19 protein-coding genes are annotated in these 19,896 nt (G+C 71.5%); 2 read left to right on the top strand and 17 right to left on the bottom strand.

Annotated features, from left to right (window positions below):
- Positions 1 to 33: 33 nt before the first annotated feature.
- The 16 genes from yajC to pgsA form a co-directional block, all read right to left on the bottom strand.
- Positions 34 to 411: a preprotein translocase subunit YajC gene (gene yajC, locus AC27IY_RS39980; RefSeq protein ID WP_487181165.1), complete on the bottom strand. Its 378-nt coding sequence runs from the start codon at positions 409 to 411 to the stop codon at positions 34 to 36.
- A gap of 211 nt (positions 412 to 622) precedes the next feature.
- On the bottom strand, positions 623 to 1,654 hold the full coding sequence (gene ruvB, locus AC27IY_RS39975; protein ID WP_344218475.1) for a Holliday junction branch migration DNA helicase RuvB: 1,032 nt from the start codon (positions 1,652 to 1,654) through the stop codon (positions 623 to 625).
- A 678-nt stretch (positions 1,655 to 2,332) separates the two neighbouring features.
- A complete protein-coding gene (gene ruvA / locus AC27IY_RS39970) occupies positions 2,333 to 2,953 on the bottom strand; it encodes a Holliday junction branch migration protein RuvA (RefSeq protein WP_487181164.1) in 621 nt (206 codons plus the stop codon).
- A 69-nt stretch (positions 2,954 to 3,022) separates the two neighbouring features.
- Positions 3,023 to 3,553 (bottom strand): crossover junction endodeoxyribonuclease RuvC, encoded by a 531-nt coding sequence (ruvC, locus tag AC27IY_RS39965; RefSeq protein WP_344218471.1) that lies wholly within the window; start codon positions 3,551 to 3,553, stop codon positions 3,023 to 3,025.
- Between the two features lie 131 nt (positions 3,554 to 3,684).
- Positions 3,685 to 4,830, bottom strand: a complete 1,146-nt coding sequence (locus AC27IY_RS39960; RefSeq protein WP_423450404.1) for a GNAT family N-acetyltransferase — start codon at positions 4,828 to 4,830, stop codon at positions 3,685 to 3,687.
- Between the two features lie 114 nt (positions 4,831 to 4,944).
- Positions 4,945 to 5,703, bottom strand: a complete 759-nt coding sequence (locus AC27IY_RS39955) for a YebC/PmpR family DNA-binding transcriptional regulator (RefSeq protein WP_091082748.1) — start codon at positions 5,701 to 5,703, stop codon at positions 4,945 to 4,947.
- A gap of 3 nt (positions 5,704 to 5,706) precedes the next feature.
- Positions 5,707 to 6,285: a pyridoxal 5'-phosphate synthase glutaminase subunit PdxT gene (gene pdxT / locus AC27IY_RS39950; RefSeq protein ID WP_329574837.1), complete on the bottom strand. Its 579-nt coding sequence runs from the start codon at positions 6,283 to 6,285 to the stop codon at positions 5,707 to 5,709.
- Between the two features lie 86 nt (positions 6,286 to 6,371).
- Positions 6,372 to 7,592 (bottom strand): MFS transporter, encoded by a 1,221-nt coding sequence (locus tag AC27IY_RS39945; RefSeq protein ID WP_487181163.1) that lies wholly within the window; start codon positions 7,590 to 7,592, stop codon positions 6,372 to 6,374.
- A 27-nt stretch (positions 7,593 to 7,619) separates the two neighbouring features.
- On the bottom strand, positions 7,620 to 8,042 hold the full coding sequence (locus AC27IY_RS39940; RefSeq protein WP_344218464.1) for a MarR family winged helix-turn-helix transcriptional regulator: 423 nt from the start codon (positions 8,040 to 8,042) through the stop codon (positions 7,620 to 7,622).
- Between the two features lie 45 nt (positions 8,043 to 8,087).
- Entirely contained in the window at positions 8,088 to 9,752 is a 1,665-nt protein-coding gene (locus AC27IY_RS39935; protein ID WP_423476384.1) for an alkaline phosphatase D family protein, read from the bottom strand.
- Between the two features lie 154 nt (positions 9,753 to 9,906).
- Positions 9,907 to 10,821 (bottom strand): pyridoxal 5'-phosphate synthase lyase subunit PdxS, encoded by a 915-nt coding sequence (pdxS, locus tag AC27IY_RS39930; protein WP_344218600.1) that lies wholly within the window; start codon positions 10,819 to 10,821, stop codon positions 9,907 to 9,909.
- Between the two features lie 118 nt (positions 10,822 to 10,939).
- Entirely contained in the window at positions 10,940 to 11,953 is a 1,014-nt protein-coding gene (locus tag AC27IY_RS39925; protein WP_364445080.1) for a DUF3048 domain-containing protein, read from the bottom strand.
- 65 nt (positions 11,954 to 12,018) lie between these two features.
- Positions 12,019 to 12,549, bottom strand: coding sequence for a hypothetical protein (locus tag AC27IY_RS39920; protein WP_423476803.1), 531 nt, complete (start codon positions 12,547 to 12,549; stop codon positions 12,019 to 12,021).
- An 8-nt stretch (positions 12,550 to 12,557) separates the two neighbouring features.
- Entirely contained in the window at positions 12,558 to 13,688 is a 1,131-nt protein-coding gene (locus AC27IY_RS39915; RefSeq protein ID WP_344218456.1) for a glycosyltransferase family 4 protein, read from the bottom strand.
- Positions 13,685 to 14,605 carry a phosphatidylinositol mannoside acyltransferase gene (locus AC27IY_RS39910; protein WP_344218454.1) on the bottom strand — a complete coding sequence of 307 codons (921 nt, stop codon included), beginning with the start codon at positions 14,603 to 14,605 and terminating at the stop codon, positions 13,685 to 13,687. Before AC27IY_RS39910 ends, AC27IY_RS39915 begins: the two co-directional genes overlap by 4 nt.
- Positions 14,602 to 15,204: a phosphatidylinositol phosphate synthase gene (gene pgsA, locus AC27IY_RS39905; RefSeq protein WP_423450414.1), complete on the bottom strand. Its 603-nt coding sequence runs from the start codon at positions 15,202 to 15,204 to the stop codon at positions 14,602 to 14,604. The genes AC27IY_RS39910 and pgsA overlap by 4 nt, the downstream gene beginning before the upstream one ends.
- A 163-nt stretch (positions 15,205 to 15,367) precedes the next feature.
- Here pgsA and AC27IY_RS39900 point away from each other — a divergent pair, with 163 nt between their 5' ends.
- A complete protein-coding gene (locus AC27IY_RS39900; protein WP_423450416.1) occupies positions 15,368 to 17,506 on the top strand; it encodes an elongation factor G-like protein EF-G2 in 2,139 nt (712 codons plus the stop codon).
- A 141-nt stretch (positions 17,507 to 17,647) separates the two neighbouring features.
- The gene (locus AC27IY_RS39895) at positions 17,648 to 19,210 is read left to right on the top strand and encodes a glycoside hydrolase family 10-like protein (RefSeq protein WP_487181162.1); all 1,563 of its coding nucleotides are present in this window, start codon (positions 17,648 to 17,650) and stop codon (positions 19,208 to 19,210) included.
- Here AC27IY_RS39895 and AC27IY_RS39890 read toward each other — a convergent pair.
- Complete coding sequence (locus tag AC27IY_RS39890; RefSeq protein WP_487181161.1) at positions 19,197 to 19,835, bottom strand: TetR/AcrR family transcriptional regulator; 639 nt, start codon at positions 19,833 to 19,835, stop codon at positions 19,197 to 19,199. The genes AC27IY_RS39895 and AC27IY_RS39890 overlap by 14 nt on opposite strands.
- Positions 19,836 to 19,896: the final 61 nt, after the last annotated feature.

Here is a 19,896-nt window from a genome sequence, read left to right as displayed (position 1 = left end):
CAGTTCTTTCGGATAGAGGATTGTCGCAGAAGCTTAATCACGCCGCTTGGTGCTGGAGTCCTCGCCGTTGTGATCGGCGGCGATCTCGGACTCGTTCTTCTCATCGACGGCCTCGTCGGCGACCGGCTCGCCGGCCGGCGCGTCACCCGGGGTGACGACACGGCCGATGGCCGCCTTGACCCAGCGGGTCTCGACGCCCGGCGCGACCTCGAGGATCACGTCCTCATTGTCCACGGCGACGACGGTGGCGAACAGACCGGTCGTCGTCATGACGCGACTGCCCGGCGTAAGGCTGTTCTGCATCTGGATCGCCTCTTGCTGGCGCTTGCGCTGGGGGCGGATCAGCAGGAAGTAGAACACCACCACCAGAAGGATCAGCGGCAGGATGCTTCCGAGTTGTCCCATGTCCATAAGGGGCGACCTTCCATCGTCGTACAAGGAGTTGACACTGGCCTCGCGCCGGAAATTCCGTGCGTTGCGTCGGGCCGCGCCGCTCAGCCCGTCAGCCTACACAGCCAGCCAAGCCACGGAGTGTAGGCGCTTGTTGCGAAACGCGGCAACGAGGCAGCGTTTCGGCGCGCGGGGAAGTTCCCGATTTGAGATGGTTGCAACCGATCTGTGATCAGTCCACGACGGCCGCCCCGAAAGCGTCCGGTGGGGGCGTCAGCCCGAGATGGGTCCAGGCGGCGGCCGTGGCCACCCGGCCGCGCGGCGTCCTCGCCAGCAGCCCCTGACGGACGAGGAACGGCTCGGCCACCACCTCGACCGTCTCCGGCTCCTCCCCCACCGCTACCGCCAGCGTGGACAGGCCGACCGGGCCGCCGCCGAACTTCTTCAGCAGCACGCCGAGCACCGCCCGGTCGAGCCGGTCGAGCCCTTCGGCGTCGACCTCGTACAGGTTGAGCGCGGCGGCCGCGATGTCACGGTCGATGACGCCGTCCGCGCGGACGTCCGCGAAGTCGCGCACCCGGCGGAGCAGGCGGTTGGCGATGCGGGGCGTGCCACGGGAGCGGCGGGCGATCTCGTGCGCGCCGTCGGGCGGCAGCTCGACGCCGAGCAGCCGGGACGAACGGTAGAGCACCTGCTCCAGCTCGGCCGGCTCGTAGAAGTCCATGTGGGCGGTGAAGCCGAACCTGTCGCGCAGCGGCGCGGGCAGCAGCCCGGCCCGGGTGGTCGCGCCGACCAGCGTGAACGGGGCGATGTCCAGCGGGATGGCGGTCGCGCCCGGGCCCTTGCCGACGACGATGTCGACCCGGAAGTCCTCCATGGCGAGGTAGAGCATCTCCTCGGCGGGCCTGGCCATCCGGTGGATCTCGTCGATGAACAGCACCTCGCCCTCAGACAGGGTGGACAGGATCGCGGCGAGGTCGCCGGCCCGTTCCAGCGCGGGGCCCGAGGTGATGCGGAGCGGCGCGTTGAGCTCGGCCGCTATGATCATGGCCAGCGTCGTCTTGCCCAGGCCCGGGGAGCCGCTCATCAGCACGTGGTCCGGCGGGCGACGGCGGCGCAGGGCGCTCTCCAGCACCAGGGAGAGCTGCTCGCGCACCCGCGACTGGCCGATGAACTCGTCGAGCCGCTTGGGGCGCAGGGCCGCCTCGATCTGCACCTCGTCGCCGGCGGCGTCGGGCGACACCAGCTCCCGATCAAAACCCACGCCGACCACGCCCTCTCCCGACCTCCGACATCCCCCGAGCCCCCCGCCCCCACGACGCCACCGAGACTCCCAGGCCCCCGGCCACCCGCCCTGTCCACCATCCACCCGCCGAGCAACGACCGCTCGTGTGGAGGCCGGTCGTATGGAGGCCGGTCGTATGGAGGCCGGTCGTATGGAGGCCGGTCATGTGGACGCTGCTCGCGTGCAGGCTGCCCGTGTGCAGGCTGCGCGCGTGGCGGCCGTTCGCGTGCGGTCCGCTCAGGTGACGGCCGCTGATGGACTGCCGGTCCGCGAGTCGGCCGCTCACATGCGGCACATGCACGTGACGGCCACTCATGTGCTGTCCGCCCGCGTGCTGCCCGCCCATGTGACGGTCGCTCGTGCGACGCCCGCTCATGTGCTGTCCGCCCACGTGCAGCCCCTCCACGTGACGGCTGCTCACGTGCTGGCCGCTTGTGCTGTGAGCGCTCCCCTGCCCGCTGCTCGCCCGGTGGGCGGGTGGGTGAGGGGGCGGGGTGCTGGGGGGCAGGGCGGTGCTGACGGGCACGGCGGCGCTGAGGGCGGTCGCGCTGACGGGCACGGCGGCGCTGAGGGCGGTCGCGCTGACGGGCACGGTGGTGCTGAGGGCGGTCGTGCTGAGGGGCACGATGCTGGGGGGCTGGGGTGGGGGGTTGAAGGTCATCGGGTGCTCAGGGATCGGAGGGCGGCCTTCAGGAGGGCGGCGACCTGGGGTTGGCGGCCGGCGGTGAGGTCGGCGTCGGCGAGGGGCTCCACGGTGGCGATCGCCTCGTCGGCGTCCTTGCCGGAGTAGCCGAGCCCCACCAGTCCCGAGTGGACCTGCTCGCGCCACACCGCCACCCGCCGCTCGCCGTTGAGCGCGGCGTCCACGGCCGCCTCCGGCGTGCCGAGGCGGTCCTTCAGCTCCAGCACGATGCGCTGGGCGCCCTTCTGCCCGATGCCCGGCACCTGGGTGAGCGCCTTGAGGTCGGCGCTCGCCACGGCGACGCGCAGCGCGTTGGGCGTGTGGACGGCGAGCATGGCGAGGGCCAGCTTGGGGCCGACGCCGCTCGCGGTCTGCAGCAGCTCGAACACCGCGCGCTCGTCGTCGGTGGCGAAGCCGTAGAGGGTCAGGGACTCCTCGCGCACGACCAGCGACGTGGCCAGCCTGGCCTCCTCGCCGACCCGCAACTGGGCGAGGGTGCCCGGCGTGCAGTGGGTGAGCATCCCGACGCCGCCGACCTCGATGACGGCGGCGTCCGGCGCGATCGCCGTCACCTTCCCTGCCACCGACGCGATCACAGCCTGTCCTCCGCCGCTCCTGAAACGTTCACGGTCACCGACCCTAGACCCCTCGCCCCGGGCCCGGCGTCATCGTCGGGCGCCCTTCGGGGTGGCGCGGGCCAGGGCGGCGGCCAGCCGGCTCTGCGCGCCGCCGCGCCAGACGTGGCAGATGGCGAGGGCCAGGGCGTCGGCGGCGTCGGCCGGCTTGGGCATCTCCGGCAGGCGCAGCAGCCGGGTGACCATGGCGCCGATCTGCTTCTTGTCGGCGGTGCCGCTGCCGGTGACGGCCGCCTTGACCTCGGAGGGCGTGTGCAGCGCCACGGGCAGCCCGCGCCGCGCGGCGCACAGCACGGCGATGCCGGCGGCCTGGGCGGTGCCCATCACGGTGCGTACGTTGTGCTGGCTGAAGACCCGCTCGACCGCGACCGCGTCGGGCCGGACGTCGTCGAGCCACTGCTCGATGCCCGCCTCGATGCCGACGAGCCGGGTGCCGAGCTCCTGGTCGGCGCCCGTGCGGACCACCCCGACCGCCAGCATGGTCAGCGGCGCGCCCGGCCGCCCTTCGACGGCGCCCAGGCCGCACCGGGTCAGCCCCGGATCGACGCCCAACACCCGCACCCGATCGCCCTCCCCGCACGCCGCCGAACATCTGTTCGGCACGAGACTTTACCGCGCCGGGCCCGGCCGCGCACCGTGCGACGCACGGCGGGGCACCGGCCGGATCGCCCGGCCCGTACGGGGAAAGCCCGTCAGAAGTAGTCGAGCATGTACGGCTTCGCGGCGAAGGCCGCGTCGAGGGCCTCGTCGAAGCGCTCGTCGCCGGACATCAGCCCCGCGACCCGCAGCGTGCCGGTCGGCACCCCGGAGTAGAGCGCGGACAGGCCGTTCGCCGTGAGCACCGCGCCGGGCGCTCCAGCCGCCGGCGTGGCCGTGCCCGAACCACCCGAGATGTCCAGCCGCCAGGTGCCCTCGCCCCGCACCGGGTCCTGGACGGTGACCACGGCCTCGCAGGTCACGGCGGCCGGATAGCCCCTGCGCTCGACGGCGGCGGCGACGTCCAGCACCCGGAACATCCACCGCTGCTCGGTGGCGTGATCCGCCGAGCGTTCCGGCAGCAGCCACAGGACGGGGTCGTCGGGCGCCAGCGGGGCGATGACGTTCTTGGCGACGGAGGAGGAGGTGCCCACCATCGACCACAACGCCCTGGCCGTCTCGGGCGACCCGGCGACGAGGGTGTCGATCTGGATGTCCTGGCCGTGCCAGCCGTAGATGACGAGGCCGTCGTCGGCGATGTAGCGGAAATCGTCGTCGTCGCCGAGCCACAGGCCCCAGGTGCGCTCGTCGTAGGAGACGGGCCCGCTGGAGCGGGCGCCGCCGTACACCTTGTGCAGGACGGCGATCAGCTCGGCGGCGTCGGACGGCCCCATCCTGCGCAGCTTGACCTGCCCGGACGGGCGCAGGCCGCGCAGGGCCTCGGCGGGCAGGGTCACCTTGCGCAGGCCGCCGGCGTGCTCGTAGCCGAGGGAGCGGTAGATCGGCGTGGTGGCCGGGTAGAGCGCGGACACCGCGTCGCCGAGCTCGACGCCCCGCTCGATGACGGCGCGCATGAGCCGGGTGCCGAGGCCCCGGCCGCGGTCCTCGGGGCTGACCGTGACGCCCGCGACGCCGGCCATGGGCTGGGGCCTTCCGTGCCACCACTGCGTGAACTGGCGCAGCCGCGCAGCGGCGGTCAGCCGGGAGCCGTCGAAGACGCCCAGGTAGCGTCCCTCGCCCAGCACCGGGGTGACGGCCTGCCGCCAGGTCTCCATGTCGGCGGCGGGGATCGGGCCGAAGGCCCGCTTACGGAGGTCGAGGACCTGGTCGAGGTCGTCGGGGGTCACGTCGCGAAGTTCCACAACCGTTCAACCTACGCAGCGGCGGCCTTCCGGCGCGAGCCATTTCCGGCCCGGCCGGACGTGCCGTTCGTCACGATGGCGAGCGGGTCGCCGCCGAGGCGCCCGAGGCGGGCGTCACTCGGCGCCCAGGCGCTCCAGCACCGCGTCGCTGACGTCGAAGTTGGCGTAGACGTTCTGCACGTCGTCGCTGTCCTCCAGGGCCTCCACGAGCCGGAACACCTTCTTGGCGCCCTCCTCGTCGAGCGGCACGCTCATCGTGGGCAGGAAGCTCGACTCGGCCGAGTCGTAGTCGATGCCCGCGTCCTGCAGCGCCTTGCGCACCGGGACCAGGTCGCCGGCCTCGGAGACGACCTCGAAGGAGTCGCCCAGGTCGTTGACCTCCTCGGCGCCCGCCTCCAGGACGGCCATGAGGACGGTGTCCTCGTCGAGCCCGTCCTGCTTGGGGACGATCACGACGCCCTTGCGGTTGAACATGTACGAGACGGACCCCGGGTCGGCCAGCGAGCCGCCGTTGCGGGTCAGCGCGACGCGCACCTCGGAGGCCGCGCGGTTGCGGTTGTCGGTGAGGCACTCGATGAGCACCGCGACGCCGCCGGGCGCGTAGCCCTCGTACATGATGGTCTGCCAGTCGGCGCCGCCGGCCTCCAGACCACCGCCGCGCTTGCGGGCCCGCTCGATGTTGTCGTTGGGCACCGAGTTCTTCTTGGCCTTGAAGATGGCGTCGAAGAGCGTGGGGTTGGCGTCGGGGTCAGGGCCACCGGTGCGGGCCGCCACTTCGATGTTCTTGATGAGCTTGGCGAACAGCTTGCCGCGCTTGGCGTCGAGCGCGGCCTTCTTGTGCTTCGTCGTCGCCCATTTGGAGTGGCCGGACATTACTTAGAGCTCCCTAACCATGTCTACGAAGTAACGGTGCACGCGCGTGTCCCCGGTGAGCTCAGGGTGGAACGACGTCGCGAGCAACGGACCTTGACGGACCGCGACGATCCTATCCCCAGGCTCGCACATGGCCAGCACCTCGACGTCGCCGCCGATGGATTCGACCCACGGCGCGCGGATGAAGACGGCGTGCACGCGCTCCCCCGCGAAGTCCAGGTCCGACTCGAACGAGTCCACCTGGCGGCCGAACGCGTTGCGCCGGACCACCATGTCGATGCCGCCGATCGTCTGCTGTCCCGCGATGCCGTCCTCGATCCGGTCGGCCAGCATGATCATGCCGGCGCAGGAGCCGTAGGCGGGCATGCCCTCCTTGATCCGCAGGCGCAGCGGTTCGAGCAGGTCGAAGATGTCGGCGAGCTTCCACATGGTGGTGGACTCGCCGCCGGGGATGACGAGGGCGTCGACCGCGTCCAGCTCGGCGGGCCTGCGCACGGCGACGGCCGTCGCGCCTGCCTCCTGAAGCATGCGCTGATGCTCGCGCACGTCTCCCTGGAGAGCGAGTACACCGATCGTGGGCACAGTCGATCCTTCCGTCCGGGTGCGGATTCAGGCTATTCAACACCAGCGCGGCCCCGCATCTTCCAGCTGGGCCGCGCGAGGAGGGCTCAGCGGGCGGGGGCCGCCGCGAGGTCCTGCCGGGTGTGGTCGGCGTCGACGCGGACGAGCGTCCGCAGGTGGTGCCGGCGCAGGTAGAGGATCATCATGCCGACGAAGCAGCAGACGGCGCCCAGCACGTACGGCACCGCCACCCCGATCTCCTCGCCCAGCTTGGTGGCGACGAACGGGGCCAGCGCGCCGCCCATCCAGCGGACGAAGTTGTAACCCGCGGAGGCGACGGGCCGGGGCGCGTCGGAGACCTCCATGGCCGACTCGGTGAAGACGGTGTTGTTCAGCCCGATGGGGATGCCGGACAGGACCACGCACACGACGATCCCGGCCTTCATGCCGGTGACGCCGAACACGGCGATGCCGGCCTGCAGGACGGCGAGCAGCGCCAGCGCCAGGTGCAGCACGTTGACCGAGCCGACGCGGCGCTGCAGCGGCGGCGCGCCGAAGACCGACGCCAGGGCGACGCAGACGCCCCATCCGAAGAAGACCGCGCCGATCCCGTACGGGCTCATGCCGAGGATGAACGGGGTGAAGGCGAGGATGGTGAAGAAGGCGAAGTTGTAGAACAGCGCGGTGAACGCGGTGGTGGACAGGCCGCCGTGCGCGAGGGCGCGGATGGGGGCGCTGAGCGCCGTCCTGGTGGCCGGCCTGGGTGTGGCCTTGAGCAGCGTCAGGATGAGGACGAAGCCGACGGCCATGAGCGTGGCGGTGCCGAAGAACGGCGCCCGCCAGTTCCAGTCGCCGAGCAGCGCGCCGACCAGCGGTCCCGCGGAGATGCCGAGGCCGAGCGCGGCCTCGTACAGGATGATGGCCGATTCTGCGCCGCCGCTCGCGGCGCCGACGATGACGGCGAGCGCGGTGGCGACGAACAGGGCGTTGCCGAGTCCCCAGCCGGCGCGGAAGCCGACCAGCTCGGCGACGCTGGTGGAGGTGCCGGCGAGCGCGGCGAACACGATGACCAGCGCGAGGCCGGCCAGCAGGGTGCGCTTGCCGCCGATGCGGCTGGAGACCCAGCCGGTGATCAGCATGGCCACGGCCGTCACCAGGAAGTAGCTGGTGAACAGCAGCGACACCTGGCTGGGCGTCGCCTTCAGTCCCTGCGCGATGCTGGGGAGGATGGGGTCGACGAGGCCGATCCCCATGAAGGCCACGACCGCGGCGAACGCGGTGGCCCAGACGGACATCGGCTGGCGCAGAATCCCTCCGCCGGTCTGCATGGTGCTCCTTCTGTGGTGGTGGTGCGTCTAGCTGCGGCCGAGCTTGGCCAGGACGGGCAGCGCCGCCGCGAGCGTGGCGCGCTCGTCGTCGGTGAGTGCCGCCAGTTCCTCGGTGAGGTGGGCGATCCTGGCCGCGCGTACGGCCCGCAGCCGCTCGCGCCCCTCGTCCGTCAGCCCGACCGTGCGTACGCGGGCGTCGGCGGGGTCGCCGCCGCGCGTGACCAGCCCCGCGTCCTCCAGCCGGTTGATCTGCACGGTCATGGTGGGCAGTTGGACGGCGTGCTCCTCGGCCAGCTCGGTCATCCGGCGCGGGCCGGGTTCGAGCGAGCCGAGGACGCCGTACTGCTGGCTGGTGAGCGGCTGTCCGGCGACCGTGCGCCGGAGGAGCAGCACCAGGTGACGCAGCACCGTTGAGACCTGTTCTGCCAGGCGGGCGGGATCGTCCCTCATGCCTGACCCAACTAACTTAGCCTGGCTAATATTCCTCCGGGAGCGTCAGGGGCGCTCGGTCTCCTGCCGGACGGTGTCCTCGGCCGTGACCGGCGCGAGGCGCAGGCTCGGGTCGAGCGGCCGCAGGTACGTCTGCTGCACGCCCGGCACCCGGTCCTCGATCACGAACGTGGCCCGCGTGTAGGCCTCCGCGCCCGGCACGGTGACCCGGGGCACCACCTTGAAGTCCGCGGTGATCTGGTCGCGCTCGATCTTCGTGAGCACGTAGCCGCGCTGGTTGTTGTAGAACTTCAGGTGCGGGTTGATCGCCAGGAACGGGTGCGCCGCCGGGTCGGAGTCGGCGCCGTCGCCGGTGGTGGAGATCGAGGTGGCGACCAGCTCCGCGCCCACCGAGGGCCCGGTCGGGTCGTCGTAGTCGAGCTTGAGGTCGCTGGCCCAGTGGGCGTGCACGTCGCCGGTCAGCACGACGGCGTTGCGCACCCCCGCGTCCACCCAGCCCTGCGTGATGCGCCGGCGGGAGGCCACGTAGCCGTCCCAGGCGTCCATGCTGGTGATCTTGGCGGGGCCCGCGTTGTTGTCGCGCTGGGCGAAGAAGACCTGCTGGCCCAGGATGTCCCACTGCGCCCGCGAGCGGCGGAAGCCGTCCAGCAGCCACGCCTCCTGCTCGGCCCCGGTGATCGAGCGGGCCGGGTCCACGGCGGCCGGGCAGTCCTTGTAGCCGTCGCCGCAGCCCTGGTCGTCGCGGTACTGCCGGGTGTCGAGCATGTGGAAGGTGGCCGTACGGCCCCAGCGGACCCGCCGGTAGAGCTGCATGTCGATGCCGCGCGGGATCGAGGTGCGGCGCAGCGGCATGTTCTCGTAGTAGGCGCGGAAGGCGGCCTCGCGGCGGGCCAGGAAGTTCGGCTGCGGGACCTCGGGCTTCTCCGGCACCTCGTCCGCCCAGTTGTTGTCCAGCTCGTGGTCGTCCCAGACGACCAGCCAGGGCGCGGCGGCGTGCGCGGCCTGCAGGTCGGGGTCGGTCTTGTACTGGGCGTGGCGCTGGCGGTAGCCGGCCAGGGTCTCGGTCTCGGGGCCCTCGTGGTCGCGGATGTTGCCGCCGGGGATCGTGTAGGTGTCCCTGGTGTACTCGTACTGGTAGTCGCCGAGGTGCAGGACCAGGTCCGGGTGGTCCTCGGCCAGCCTGCGGTACGAGGTGAAGTAGCCGTGCTCGTACTGGGCGCAGGAGACGAACGCCATGGCGAGGGCGCCGCCGTAGGACGCCGGGTGCGGGGCGGTGCGGGTGCGGCCGGCCGGGGAGACGTACGGGCCGACGCGGAAGCGGTACCAGTACTCCCGGTCGGCGGCCAGCCCGTCCACCTCGACGTGGACGCTGTGCCCCCATTCCGGGGCGGCCGTCGCGACGCCGGCGCGCACCACCCGGCGCAGCCGCTCGTCGGCGTAGACCTGCCACAGGACGGGGAACGGCCGCTGCGGCATGCCGCCGAGCCCGTCCTCGGCGAGCGGCTGCTGCGCGAGGCGGGTCCACAGCACGAAGCCCTCGTGGTCGGGGTCGCCGGAGGCCACGCCGAGGGTGAAGGGGTCGCCGCGCAGCCCGCGCGCGGCGCTCGCGGAGGTGGGGTCGTCGGCGTGGGCCGCTCCGGGCGCGAGCGTGGCGGGAAGGGCCGCGGCGAGCCCGGCGACGAGGAAGTGCCTGCGGTTGGGGAAGGACATGGGCGCTCCTGGACGATCGAGGAGGGGGGAACGCCCGTAGCCTGACCGAGGATCATGGCCAGGTGGTGAACGCCACGCGACGCGAGTGAGGCGACATCCTTCGCGGATGCCGCCTCACTCGAAGATTTCCGTCAGCGCCCGGGGGCCGGTGGGCCTACCAGCCGCGCTCGGCCAGGCGGTGCGGCTGCGGGATCTCGTCGACGTTGATGCCGACCATCGCCTCGCCGAGGCCGCGCGAGACCTTGGCGATGACGTCGGGGTCGTCATGGAACGTGGTGGCCTTGACGATCGCGGCCGCGCGCTTGGCCGGGTCGCCCGACTTGAAGATGCCCGAGCCCACGAACACGCCCTCGGCGCCGAGCTGCATCATCATCGCGGCGTCGGCCGGGGTGGCGATGCCGCCCGCGGTGAACAGCACGACCGGCAGCTTGCCGCTCTTCGCGACCTCGGCGACCAGCTCGTAGGGGGCCTGCAGCTCCTTGGCCGCGACGTAGAGCTCGTCCTCGGGCAGGGAGCTGAGCCGCTTGAGCTCGGCGCGGATGGTGCGCATGTGGGTGACGGCGTTGGACACGTCACCGGTGCCCGCCTCGCCCTTGGAGCGGATCATGGCCGCGCCCTCGGTGATGCGGCGCAGGGCCTCGCCCAGGTTGGTGGCGCCGCACACGAACGGCACGGTGAACTGCCACTTGTCGATGTGGTTGGCGTAGTCGGCGGGGGTCAGCACCTCGGACTCGTCGACGTAGTCGACGCCGAGCGACTGCAGCACCCGGGCCTCCATGAAGTGGCCGATGCGGGCCTTGGCCATCACGGGGATGGACACGGCCTCGATGATGCCGTCGATCATGTCGGGGTCGCTCATCCGGGACACCCCGCCCTGGGCGCGGATGTCGGCAGGCACGCGCTCGAGGGCCATGACGGCGACCGCGCCGGCGTCCTCAGCGATCTTGGCCTGCTCGGGGGTGACGACGTCCATGATGACGCCGCCCTTGAGCATCTCGGCCATGCCGCGCTTGACGCGGGCGGTTCCGGTGACGGGGGTGCTTTCTGGCGTGCTGCTGGACACGGTCATCCTCACGGGCTCTCACGGCGGATCGGTTCGTTGTCAAGCCCATCGTAGGTCCTGCGGGACCCCTCGCCCGACATGCCAAGATGTCAGGATTCAGGGCCGTTGTTGTACATGCAGGCGGCTAAGGGATCACGGGCTTGCGGCTGGCGAGCGCCACCCAGACCTGGCCGGGCGCGAAGTTCATCGGCTCGCCGCTCTCCGTGGTGAACGTCGTACCGCTGTCCTCCGATTCCCGTTCCCAGCGCGCCTTGAAAGCTTTGCCGTCGCGCAGCACGATCGCCGAGCCCTTGCCGGTGGTGTGGACGAGCGGGGTGTAGCTCTGGTTCTTGTCGTGGAACTGCGAGCGCTCGGTCTTGGTGTACTGGACGACGATCGTCGGGGCGCCGAGCTGCCCGCCCTCGGCGGCCATGTCCTTCTTGCCGTCCTGCCAGATCATCCACAGCTTGCGCTGCTCGTTCCAGGCGAAGGTGAAGCGCGCGGCGGGCCAGCGGACCGTGTACGACTTCCGCTCCACCCCGCCCTCCGGCGCCTCCCCGAAGGTGAAGCCGATGTCGTGGGCCTTGCTCGCCTTGGGCGCCTTCGCGAGGAGCTGCTTGGTGGTGGCGAACAGGTTGTAGGGGGCGAAGCGGCCGGGCTCGCGGTAGTAGGCGCCGGGGTTGCGGGTGTCGCCGACGTCCCAGAGCGAGGCCTCCGCGATCAGCGGGAGCATCTTGGTCTGCGCGCCCGAGTAGGAGAAGGCGGGTTTGCCGAACATCGGCGCGATGTGCAGGTCGGAGACGCGCGCGCTGCGGACCGGGCCCACCTTGGCCGGCAGCTTCGAGGAGAAGATCGCCATGAGCCGGGTCAGCCCGGCCTCGACCTGCTCGACGTAGACGATGTCGGCGCTCTTCAGCCCGAGCTGCGGCTTGCCGGCCGCGGTGTTCTCGATCTTGACCGCGAGCACCGGCTTCAGCGTGTCGTACGGCTTGCCGGTGAACGGGTGCGCCGGCGCCGACTCCTCGGGCTCGTCGCTGGGGGCCGCGGTGGCGGCCTGGGGGGCCTGGCCGGCGGCGGGCTCCTCACTGGAGCAGGCCGCCATGGGCAGCAGCACGGCCGCTCCGGCCAGCGTGACCGAGATCATCCGGGGTAGCCGCACGTTGAACACTCCTCGCTCCATGCCTGGCAAACCGGCATGAGCTTACTGCTTCCCCCCAAATCTGGTCATTCAGTTGCCATGGTCGCCGGGGGATTGTCATCAATCTCGAAGAAAGCGGGGTAGTCCGTGTGGCCCGCCAGCCGCAGCGTACGCGCCAGCCAGCGGCGCTGCGCCGTCCGCGTGACGGCCACCGCGTTGTTGTAGAAGCGGCGCGCGTAGACCACCTTCGCCACCGCCGCGTCCAGCTCCTCCAGCAGGTCGGCGCCGCCGGGCGACTCGGCCAGCTTCTCCCTGAAGCGCTCCTGGTCCACCGCCGCCCGCAGCGCCCGTGACAGGTCGCTCTCGGCGTGCTCGCGCTCCTCGGGGCCGGCGATCCTGGCCTCGTGCGCCGCCGCTGCGAGCACCAGCGACGTGGCCGGGTCGAGCAGGCGCGAGCCGGCCAGCTCCAGCACCACGGCCCGGCGGCGGGTCAGCGCCGCGTCCATCGACTCGCCGGCCAGCTCCAGGCGGATGTGCAGGCGGTCGAGCCGGCCCGCGCGCCAGGAGACGTAGACCGCGAGCAGCACCACGACGAGGCCGGCGACCAGCACGGCCATGGTCGACGTCACAGGTCCTCCTCCACCCGGCCGGCGCCCGCCGCGGTGACCGTCTCGTAGACGCGCACGACGTCGCGGGCCACCGTGGACCAGTCGTACTTCCTGACCGCCACCAGCGCCTCCTCGGCCAGCTTGGCCCGGCGCTCCGGCGCGTCGAGCAGCGCACCGGCCTCGCGGGCCAGGGAGGCCGAGTCGCCGTTGGCGAACAGCGCGCCCGCCTGGCCCTCGCCGAGCACCTTGCGGAAGGCCGGGATGTCGCTGGCCAGCACCGTCGCCCCGGAGGCCATGGCCTCGGCGAGCACGATGCCGAAGCTCTCGCCGCGGGTGTTGGGGGCGCAGAAGACGTCCACCGAGTGGTAGGCGCGGATCTTGTCGGCCTCGCTCACCATGCCCAGCACCGTCACCCGGTCGTGGAAGCGCGCGGGGATCTTCTCGTAGACGTCCTTCTCGTCGCCGGGCCCCGCGATGAGCAGCTTGACCTCGGGCCGGTCGGCCGCCAGCACGGCGAACGCCTCCAGCAGGATCGGCAGGCCCTTGCGCTCCTCGTCCATGCGGCCGAGGAAGCCGATCGTGCGGCCGTCGGGGCCCCAGCCCTCCAGCGGCTCGGCCCGCGCGTAGCGGTCGACGGTCACCCCGTTGGGGATGAGCACCGCGTCGCCGCCGAACTGCTCGACGAGGCTCTTGCGGGCCGCGTCGGAGACCGCGATGCGGCCGGTCAGCTTCTCCAGCGCGCTGCGCAGCAGCGGCTCGGCCACCGCGATCGCCCGCGAGCGCGAGAACGAGGCGTGGAAGGTCGCCACGATCGGCCCCTTGGCCGCCCAGCAGGCCAGCACGCCGAGGCTCGGGATCAGCGGCTCGTGGATGTGCAGCACGTCGAAGTCGCCGGTGCGCACCCAGCGCCGCACCCGTGCCGCCGACAGGAACCCGAACGACATCCGGGCCACCGACCCGTTGTAGGGCACCGGCACCGCGCGGCCCGCGCCGGTGACGTAAGGAGGCAGCTCGTCGTCGTCGGCCGCCGGCGCGATCACCGACACGTCGTGGCCCTGCGCCGCCAGCGCCTGGGTCAGGTCGTCGATGTGCTGCTTGACGCCGCCCGGCATGTCCCACGAGTAGGGGCAGACGATGCCGACCTTCATCGGCCGGCCCCGCCCGGTAGGTCGTCCAGCCAGAGCCGCTGCAGCATGTGCCAGTCCTCCGGATACTGGGCGATGCCCTTCTCGAAGGCGTCGGCGAGCCCCTGGGCGAGCGCCTGCACCTTTTCCTGCCGGGTGCCCTCGGCCGGCACCGGGAGCTCCTCCTGGATCTGGATGCCCCAGTCGTCGCCGTCGAAGTGCACGATCGCGGGCAGCAGCGCGGCCCCGGTCTGCACGGCCAGCAGCGGCGGCCCCGCGGGCATCTTGGTGGCGGCGCCGAAGAAGCGCACCTCCACGCCGGTCTTCGTCAGGTCGCGCTCGGCCGGCAGGCACACGACGCCGCCCCTGCGCACCCGCAGGGCCAGGGTGGCGAAGTTGTGGCCGTCGCCGCCGGTCAGCGGCAGCACCTCCATGCCGAGGCCCTCGCGGAAGGCGACGTAGCGGCGGAACAGCGACTCGGGCTTGAGCCGTTCGGCCACCGTCGTGAACGGGTGGCCCACGTTGACCAGCCACGCGCCGGCCTGGTCCCAGTTGCCCATGTGGGGCAGCGCGAGCACCACGCCCCGGCCGGCCGCCACGGTGTCGTGGATGTGCTCGGCCCCGACGACGCGGGTGCGGCGCACGATCTCCGCGCCGCTCATCCGCGGCAGCCGGAAGATCTCGTGGAAGTAGCGGAAGTAGGAGCGCATGCCCGCCCTGGTGAGCTCGCTCAGCTCGCGGCTGCCCGGCTCCAGCCCGGTCACCCTCGCCAGGTTGGACTCCAGCCGCGCCACCGACTTGCCGTGCCTGGCCCACACCCGGTCGGCCAGCAGGCGGAAGACCGCCGCCGTGGGCCGCTCGGGCAGCAGCGGGACGAGTTTCCAGCCGGCCGCGAAGCCCGCGGCGACGATCCGGTCGCCGAACGACGTGTCCCCGCTCATCTCTCCCTCGCCTGCTCGTGGACGTGCCACACCCGCTGGCCCACCGTGATCACGCTCGCCGCGGCCAGCAGCCACATGCCGGCCGCCAGCACGTACGGCACCCCGAGCCCCGACAGGAAGGCCGCGACCAGCGCCACGACCAGCCGCTCAGGACGCTCGGCCAGCCCGACGTCGGCCGTGAGGCCGAGCCCTTCCGCCCTGGCCTTCGCGTAGGAGACCAGCGCGCCGGCGATCAGGCACGCCAGCGTGACCGTCGCCATCAGCGTGTCGCCTCGGGAGACGAAATACAAGATCAGGCCGGCGAAGATGGCGGCGTCGGCGACCCGGTCGAGCGTCGAGTCGAGGAACGCGCCCCAGGTGCTGCCCCCCTTGCCGCCGAGCCGGGCGACCACGCCGTCGAGCAGGTCGAACAGCACGAAGACGGTGATCACGAGAGCGCCCCAGGTCAGCTGGCCCAGGGGGAAGAAGGTCAGGGCGGCCACGACGGTGCCGAGGGTGCCGATCGCCGTGACGGCGTCCGGGCCGATCCCGCGGCTCACGAGGGCCCTGCCCAGCGGGGTGAGTATCCGGGTCATGGCCGGGCGCAGGAGTTTGAGCATCGCGGTCCGATCGTAGGCCATCACGGACCCAGGCACTTTCTTTGCCCCGCCCCCCTTGTGATATCCGCCACACGGGTATTTGGTGAACACACCGCGTCCATGCGGTTTCCAGCACATTCCGCGGGCGCGATCCGGGACGGAGTTCGACGCGCGGGAGGCTGATGTGGCGGAGAAGAGCTCAGGCAGCGCCGTGGGAGCCGCGGGCAGGGCACCCGCGGCCGACCGGGCTGATGCGATACGCAATGTCGTGCTGGTCGGCCACTCGGGAGCGGGCAAGACGACCCTCGTCGAGCAGCTGCTGGCCGCCACGGGCACCGTCCAGCGCCCGGGGCGCGTGGAGGACGGCAACACGGTCAGCGACTTCGACGAGGTCGAGGTCAGGCAGCAGCGCTCGGTCAACCTGGCCGTGGCTCCGCTGACGCACAACGGCATCAAGATCAACCTCATCGACACGCCCGGCTACGCGGACTTCGTGGGCGACCTGCGGGCCGGGCTGCGCGCGGCCGACGCCGCGCTGTTCGTCGTGTCGGCCTCCGACGGGATCGACGGGCTCACCCAGATGCTCTGGGAGGAGTGCTCCCAGGTCGGCATGCCCCGCGCGGTCGTCATCACCAAGATCGACCACCAGCGGGCGAACTTCGAGGAGGCGCTCGCCGCCTGCCAGGAGATCTTCGGCGACGGCGTCGCGCCCCTCTACCTGCCGGTCATCACCAACGGCCACGTCAACGGGCTGATCGGGCTGCTGACGCAGAAGTTCTACAACTACGCGACCGGCGCCCGCACCGAGAAGGAGCCGGGCGCCGGCTACGAGGCGCAGATCGAGGAGCACCGCGGCAGCCTCATCGAGGGGATCATCCAGGAGAGCGAGGACGAGTCGCTCATGGACCGCTACCTCGCGGGCGAGCCGATCGACGTCAAGGTCCTCATCGAGGACCTGGAGAAGGCCGTGGAGCGCGGCAGCTTCTACCCGGTCGTGTGCAGCGGGCTCGGCGTCGGCACGCACGAGGTGCTGGAGGTCATCACCCAGGGCTTCCCCTCGCCGCTGGAGCACCCGATGCCGGAGATCACCGACCTGTCCGGCAAGCCGGTGCAGGGCGTCACCTGCGACCCCGACGGCCCTCTGGTGGCCGAGGTCGTCAAGACCACCAGCGACCCGTACGTCGGCCGCATCAGCCTCGTCCGCGTCTTCTCCGGCACGCTGCGCCCCGACATGACGGTGCACGTCTCGGGGCACGGCCTGGCCGACCGCGGGCACGAGGACCACGACGTGGACGAGCGCATCGGCACGCTGTCCTGCCCCCTGGGCAAGCATCAACGCCCGATCCCCAAGGGCGTGGCGGGCGACATCGTGGCGGTGGCCAAGCTCGGCCGGGCCGAGACCGGCGACACCATCTCCGACGTCGAGCGGCCGCTGCTGATGACGTCCTGGACGATGCCCGACCCGCTGCTGCCGGTGGCGATCAGGGCCAGGTCCAAGGCCGACGAGGACAAGCTGGCGCAGGCGCTCTCCCGGCTGGTCGCCGAGGACCCCACGCTGCGGCTGGAGAACAACGCCGAGACGAAGCAGCTCGTGCTGTGGTGCATGGGCGAGGCGCACACCGACGTGCTGCTCGACCGGCTGGCCAAGCGCTACGGCGTCGAGGTCGAGCGGGTCGACCTGCGGGTGCCGCTGCGCGAGACGTTCGGCGGCAGGTGCCAGGCGATGGGACGCAACGTCAAGCAGACCGGCGGCCACGGCCAGTACGCCATCTGCCACATCGAGGTCGAGCCGCTGCCCTCCGGCGGCGGGTTCGAGTTCGTGGACAAGATCGTCGGCGGTGTGGTGCCGCGGCAGTTCATCCCGTCGGTGGAGAAGGGCGTGCGCGCCCAGATGGAGCGCGGCGTCGTGGCCGGCTACCCGATGGTGGACGTGCGGGTCACGCTGTACGACGGCAAGGCCCACTCGGTCGACTCCTCCGACATGGCCTTCCAGATCGCCGGCCAGCTCGCGCTGAAGGAGGCCGCGTCGAAGGTGCCGACGCTGCTGCTGGAGCCGGTGGACGAGCTGTCGGTGCTGGTGGCCGACGACTACGTCGGCTCGGTGATGTCCGACCTGTCCTCGCGGCGCGGGCGGGTGCTCGGCACCGAGCCCGTCGGCACCGGGCGCACGCTGGTGCGGGCCGAGGTGCCCGAGCTGGAGATCACGAGGTACGCGATCGACCTGCGGTCGATGTCCCACGGCACGGGCACCTTCACCCGCTCGTTCCTGCGCTACGAGCCGCTGCCGCCGAACCTGGCGAACAAGATGGCCGCGGCCGGCTGATCCACTCTGAACCGTGGAGCCGGGAGGGCCGGATCAGGTCCCTCCCGGCCCAGCCATAACAAATAATCACAGAATCATCACAGTTTCATTTCGCTCTTTTGGCCTGATCACCGGCGTCGGGCTGCCAGACTGGGTGGCACTATGCGTACTGGACGCCCACTTTTGGCCGCCGCCGCTCTCGCCGTCGCCACCACCACGGCCGCCTACCTGTTCGGCCCAGGAGCCGGAGAGAGCCCCGCCGCGAGCAAGAAGAAGACGACCACCGCCACCACCGCGGCCACCGCGGCGGCCGCCGCCTGCAAGGCCGACCCGCGCTACCCCAAGCGCCAGTTGCGCGGACTCTGGATCGCGACCACCACCAACCTCGACTGGCCGTCCAAGGCCGGTCTGTCGCAGGCCCGCCAGAAGGCCGAATACGTCAAGATCCTCGACACCGCCGCCAAGCGCAATCTCAACGCGGTCTTCGTGCAGGTCAGGCCCGCTTCCGACGCGATCTACAAGTCGTCGCTTGAGCCCTGGTCCAAGTTCCTCACCGGCGTCGCGGGCAAGGATCCCGGCTGGGACCCGCTGCCGTTCCTCATCGACGAGGCGCACAAGCGCAACCTCGAGTTCCACGCCTGGTTCAATCCCTACCGGGCGGCGTACGAGTCGGACGTCTCGCAGCTCCCGGCCAACCACCCCGCCAGGCAGCACCCCGGCTGGGTCGTCAAGTACGGCGGCCGCCTCTACTACAACCCGGGCCTGCCCAAGGTGCGCGAGCACGTCGTCAAGGTCATGGACGACGTCGTCAGCCGCTACGACGTCGACGGCGTGCACTTCGACGACTACTTCTACCCCTATCCGGGCGAGGGCGGGCAGTTCGACGACAAGGCCGCCTTCGCCAAGCACGGCAAGGGCAAGAGCCTGGCCGACTGGCGGCGCGCCAACGTCGACAAGCTCGTCGCCGAGGTGGACAAGTCGGTCCACGAGCGCAAGAGCTACGTGAAGTTCGGCATCAGCCCGTTCGGCATCTGGCGCAACAAGGCGCAGGACCCGTCCGGGTCCGACACCTCCGGCATGTCGGCCTACGACTCGATCTACGCCGACGCGCTCGCCTGGATCAAGGCCGGCTCGGTCGACTACGTCATGCCGCAGCTCTACTGGCCGCGCGGCTTCAAGGCGGCCGACTACCGCGTGCTGCTGCCCTGGTGGGCGGGCGCGGTCAAGGGCACCGGCGTGCACCTCTACATCGGCCAGGCGCTCTACCGGGTCGGCGAGGACCAGTCGTGGTCCAGGCCGGGCGAGCTGGCCGCGCACCTGACGCTCAACCGCAAGTACCCCGAGGTCAAGGGCGACGTCTACTTCAGCGCGAAGAACCTGCTGGCCAACCCGCTGGGCGCGATGGACCGCGTCGTCAAGGAGTTCTACAGCCGCCCGGCGCTGCTGCCGATCATGAAGGACCTCGACGGGCAGGCGCCGCCCAAGCCGGCGGACGTCAAGGCCGCGGGCACGACGCTGTCGTGGACGCCCTCGCAGGGGGCCCGCGCCTACGCGGTCTACCAGGTGCCGAAGTCCGGCGAGGCCTGCCACGAGACCGACGCCCGCAGCCTGGTCGCCGTCGTCACCACCCCGTCCTACACGGCCAAGGCCGCCGGCACCTATCTGGTCACCTCGCTCGACCGGCTCCAGCACGAGAGCAAGGCGACGAGCGTCAAGGTGAGCTGACGCCCGCCGTGCCCTCGCCCGGGACCAGGGCGAGGGCGGCGGGCAGGGCCGCCACCGCGTCGCGGAGCCGGGCGGCCAGATCGGCGGGGTCGGGCTCGGGTCTGTCGGCCCAGCCCGCCATCGCGACGTGGAACGCCGCGACCAGCATGTCGATCGCCAGGCGGGGCCGCGGGTCGTCCGGGCCGCCGAGGCCGAACCGCCGCCACAGGACGTCGAGGGCGCTGCGCGTGGTGCTCTCGCAGAAGTGCCGGTTGTGTGCGTCCATCGAGGGCGTGCGCTGGGCGAGCGCGTACGCCAGCGCCATCCGCCGGCCCCAGCCCTCCTCCTGCGCGGCGCGCTCCAGCGCCGCCAGCAACGTGTCCCGCCCCGTCTCCAGCAGCGTCCGGCCGCCGGGCTCCGCGGACTCCATCTCGGCGAGGAAGAGCGTCCACAGGTCCTGCGCGGGCGCCATCGCGACGTCCTCCTTGCTGGCGAAGGTGCGGAAGAAGGTGCGCTTGGACACCTCCACCGCCTCGCACAGCTCGTCCAGCGTGACGCCGTCGAAGCCGAGCCGGGTGAACTGCTCCAGCGCCGTGTCGATCAGGGACTGCCGGGTCCGGAGTTTCTTGCGTTCGCGCAGGGTCACGCGGGGAGTGTAGCAGGGGCGAATGCCACTTGCAGGCTTATGCCACTCAGTGGCATAAATG

This window comes from Nonomuraea sp. B208 (assembly GCF_057536035.1).
The sequence above is the reverse complement of the archived record's forward strand: the minus strand, read 5'-3'. Positions and strand labels throughout refer to the sequence as shown.

What these genes read in the sequence shown, in the direction of transcription:
- yajC (WP_487181165.1), bottom strand. Translation starts at nt 411, where the DNA reads ATGGACATGGGACAACTCGGAAGCATCCTGCCGCTGATCCTTCTGGTG.
- AC27IY_RS39955 (WP_091082748.1), bottom strand. Translation starts at nt 5,703, where the DNA reads ATGTCCGGCCACTCCAAATGGGCGACGACGAAGCACAAGAAGGCCGCG.
- AC27IY_RS39945 (WP_487181163.1), bottom strand. Translation starts at nt 7,592, where the DNA reads ATGCAGACCGGCGGAGGGATTCTGCGCCAGCCGATGTCCGTCTGGGCC.
- AC27IY_RS39940 (WP_344218464.1), bottom strand. Translation starts at nt 8,042, where the DNA reads ATGAGGGACGATCCCGCCCGCCTGGCAGAACAGGTCTCAACGGTGCTG.
- AC27IY_RS39935 (WP_423476384.1), bottom strand. Translation starts at nt 9,752, where the DNA reads ATGTCCTTCCCCAACCGCAGGCACTTCCTCGTCGCCGGGCTCGCCGCG.
- pdxS (WP_344218600.1), bottom strand. Translation starts at nt 10,821, where the DNA reads ATGACCGTGTCCAGCAGCACGCCAGAAAGCACCCCCGTCACCGGAACC.
- AC27IY_RS39920 (WP_423476803.1), bottom strand. Translation starts at nt 12,549, where the DNA reads ATGGCCGTGCTGGTCGCCGGCCTCGTCGTGGTGCTGCTCGCGGTCTAC.
- AC27IY_RS39915 (WP_344218456.1), bottom strand. Translation starts at nt 13,688, where the DNA reads ATGAAGGTCGGCATCGTCTGCCCCTACTCGTGGGACATGCCGGGCGGC.
- AC27IY_RS39910 (WP_344218454.1), bottom strand. Translation starts at nt 14,605, where the DNA reads ATGAGCGGGGACACGTCGTTCGGCGACCGGATCGTCGCCGCGGGCTTC.
- pgsA (WP_423450414.1), bottom strand. Translation starts at nt 15,204, where the DNA reads ATGCTCAAACTCCTGCGCCCGGCCATGACCCGGATACTCACCCCGCTG.
- AC27IY_RS39895 (WP_487181162.1), top strand. Translation starts at nt 17,648, where the DNA reads ATGCGTACTGGACGCCCACTTTTGGCCGCCGCCGCTCTCGCCGTCGCC.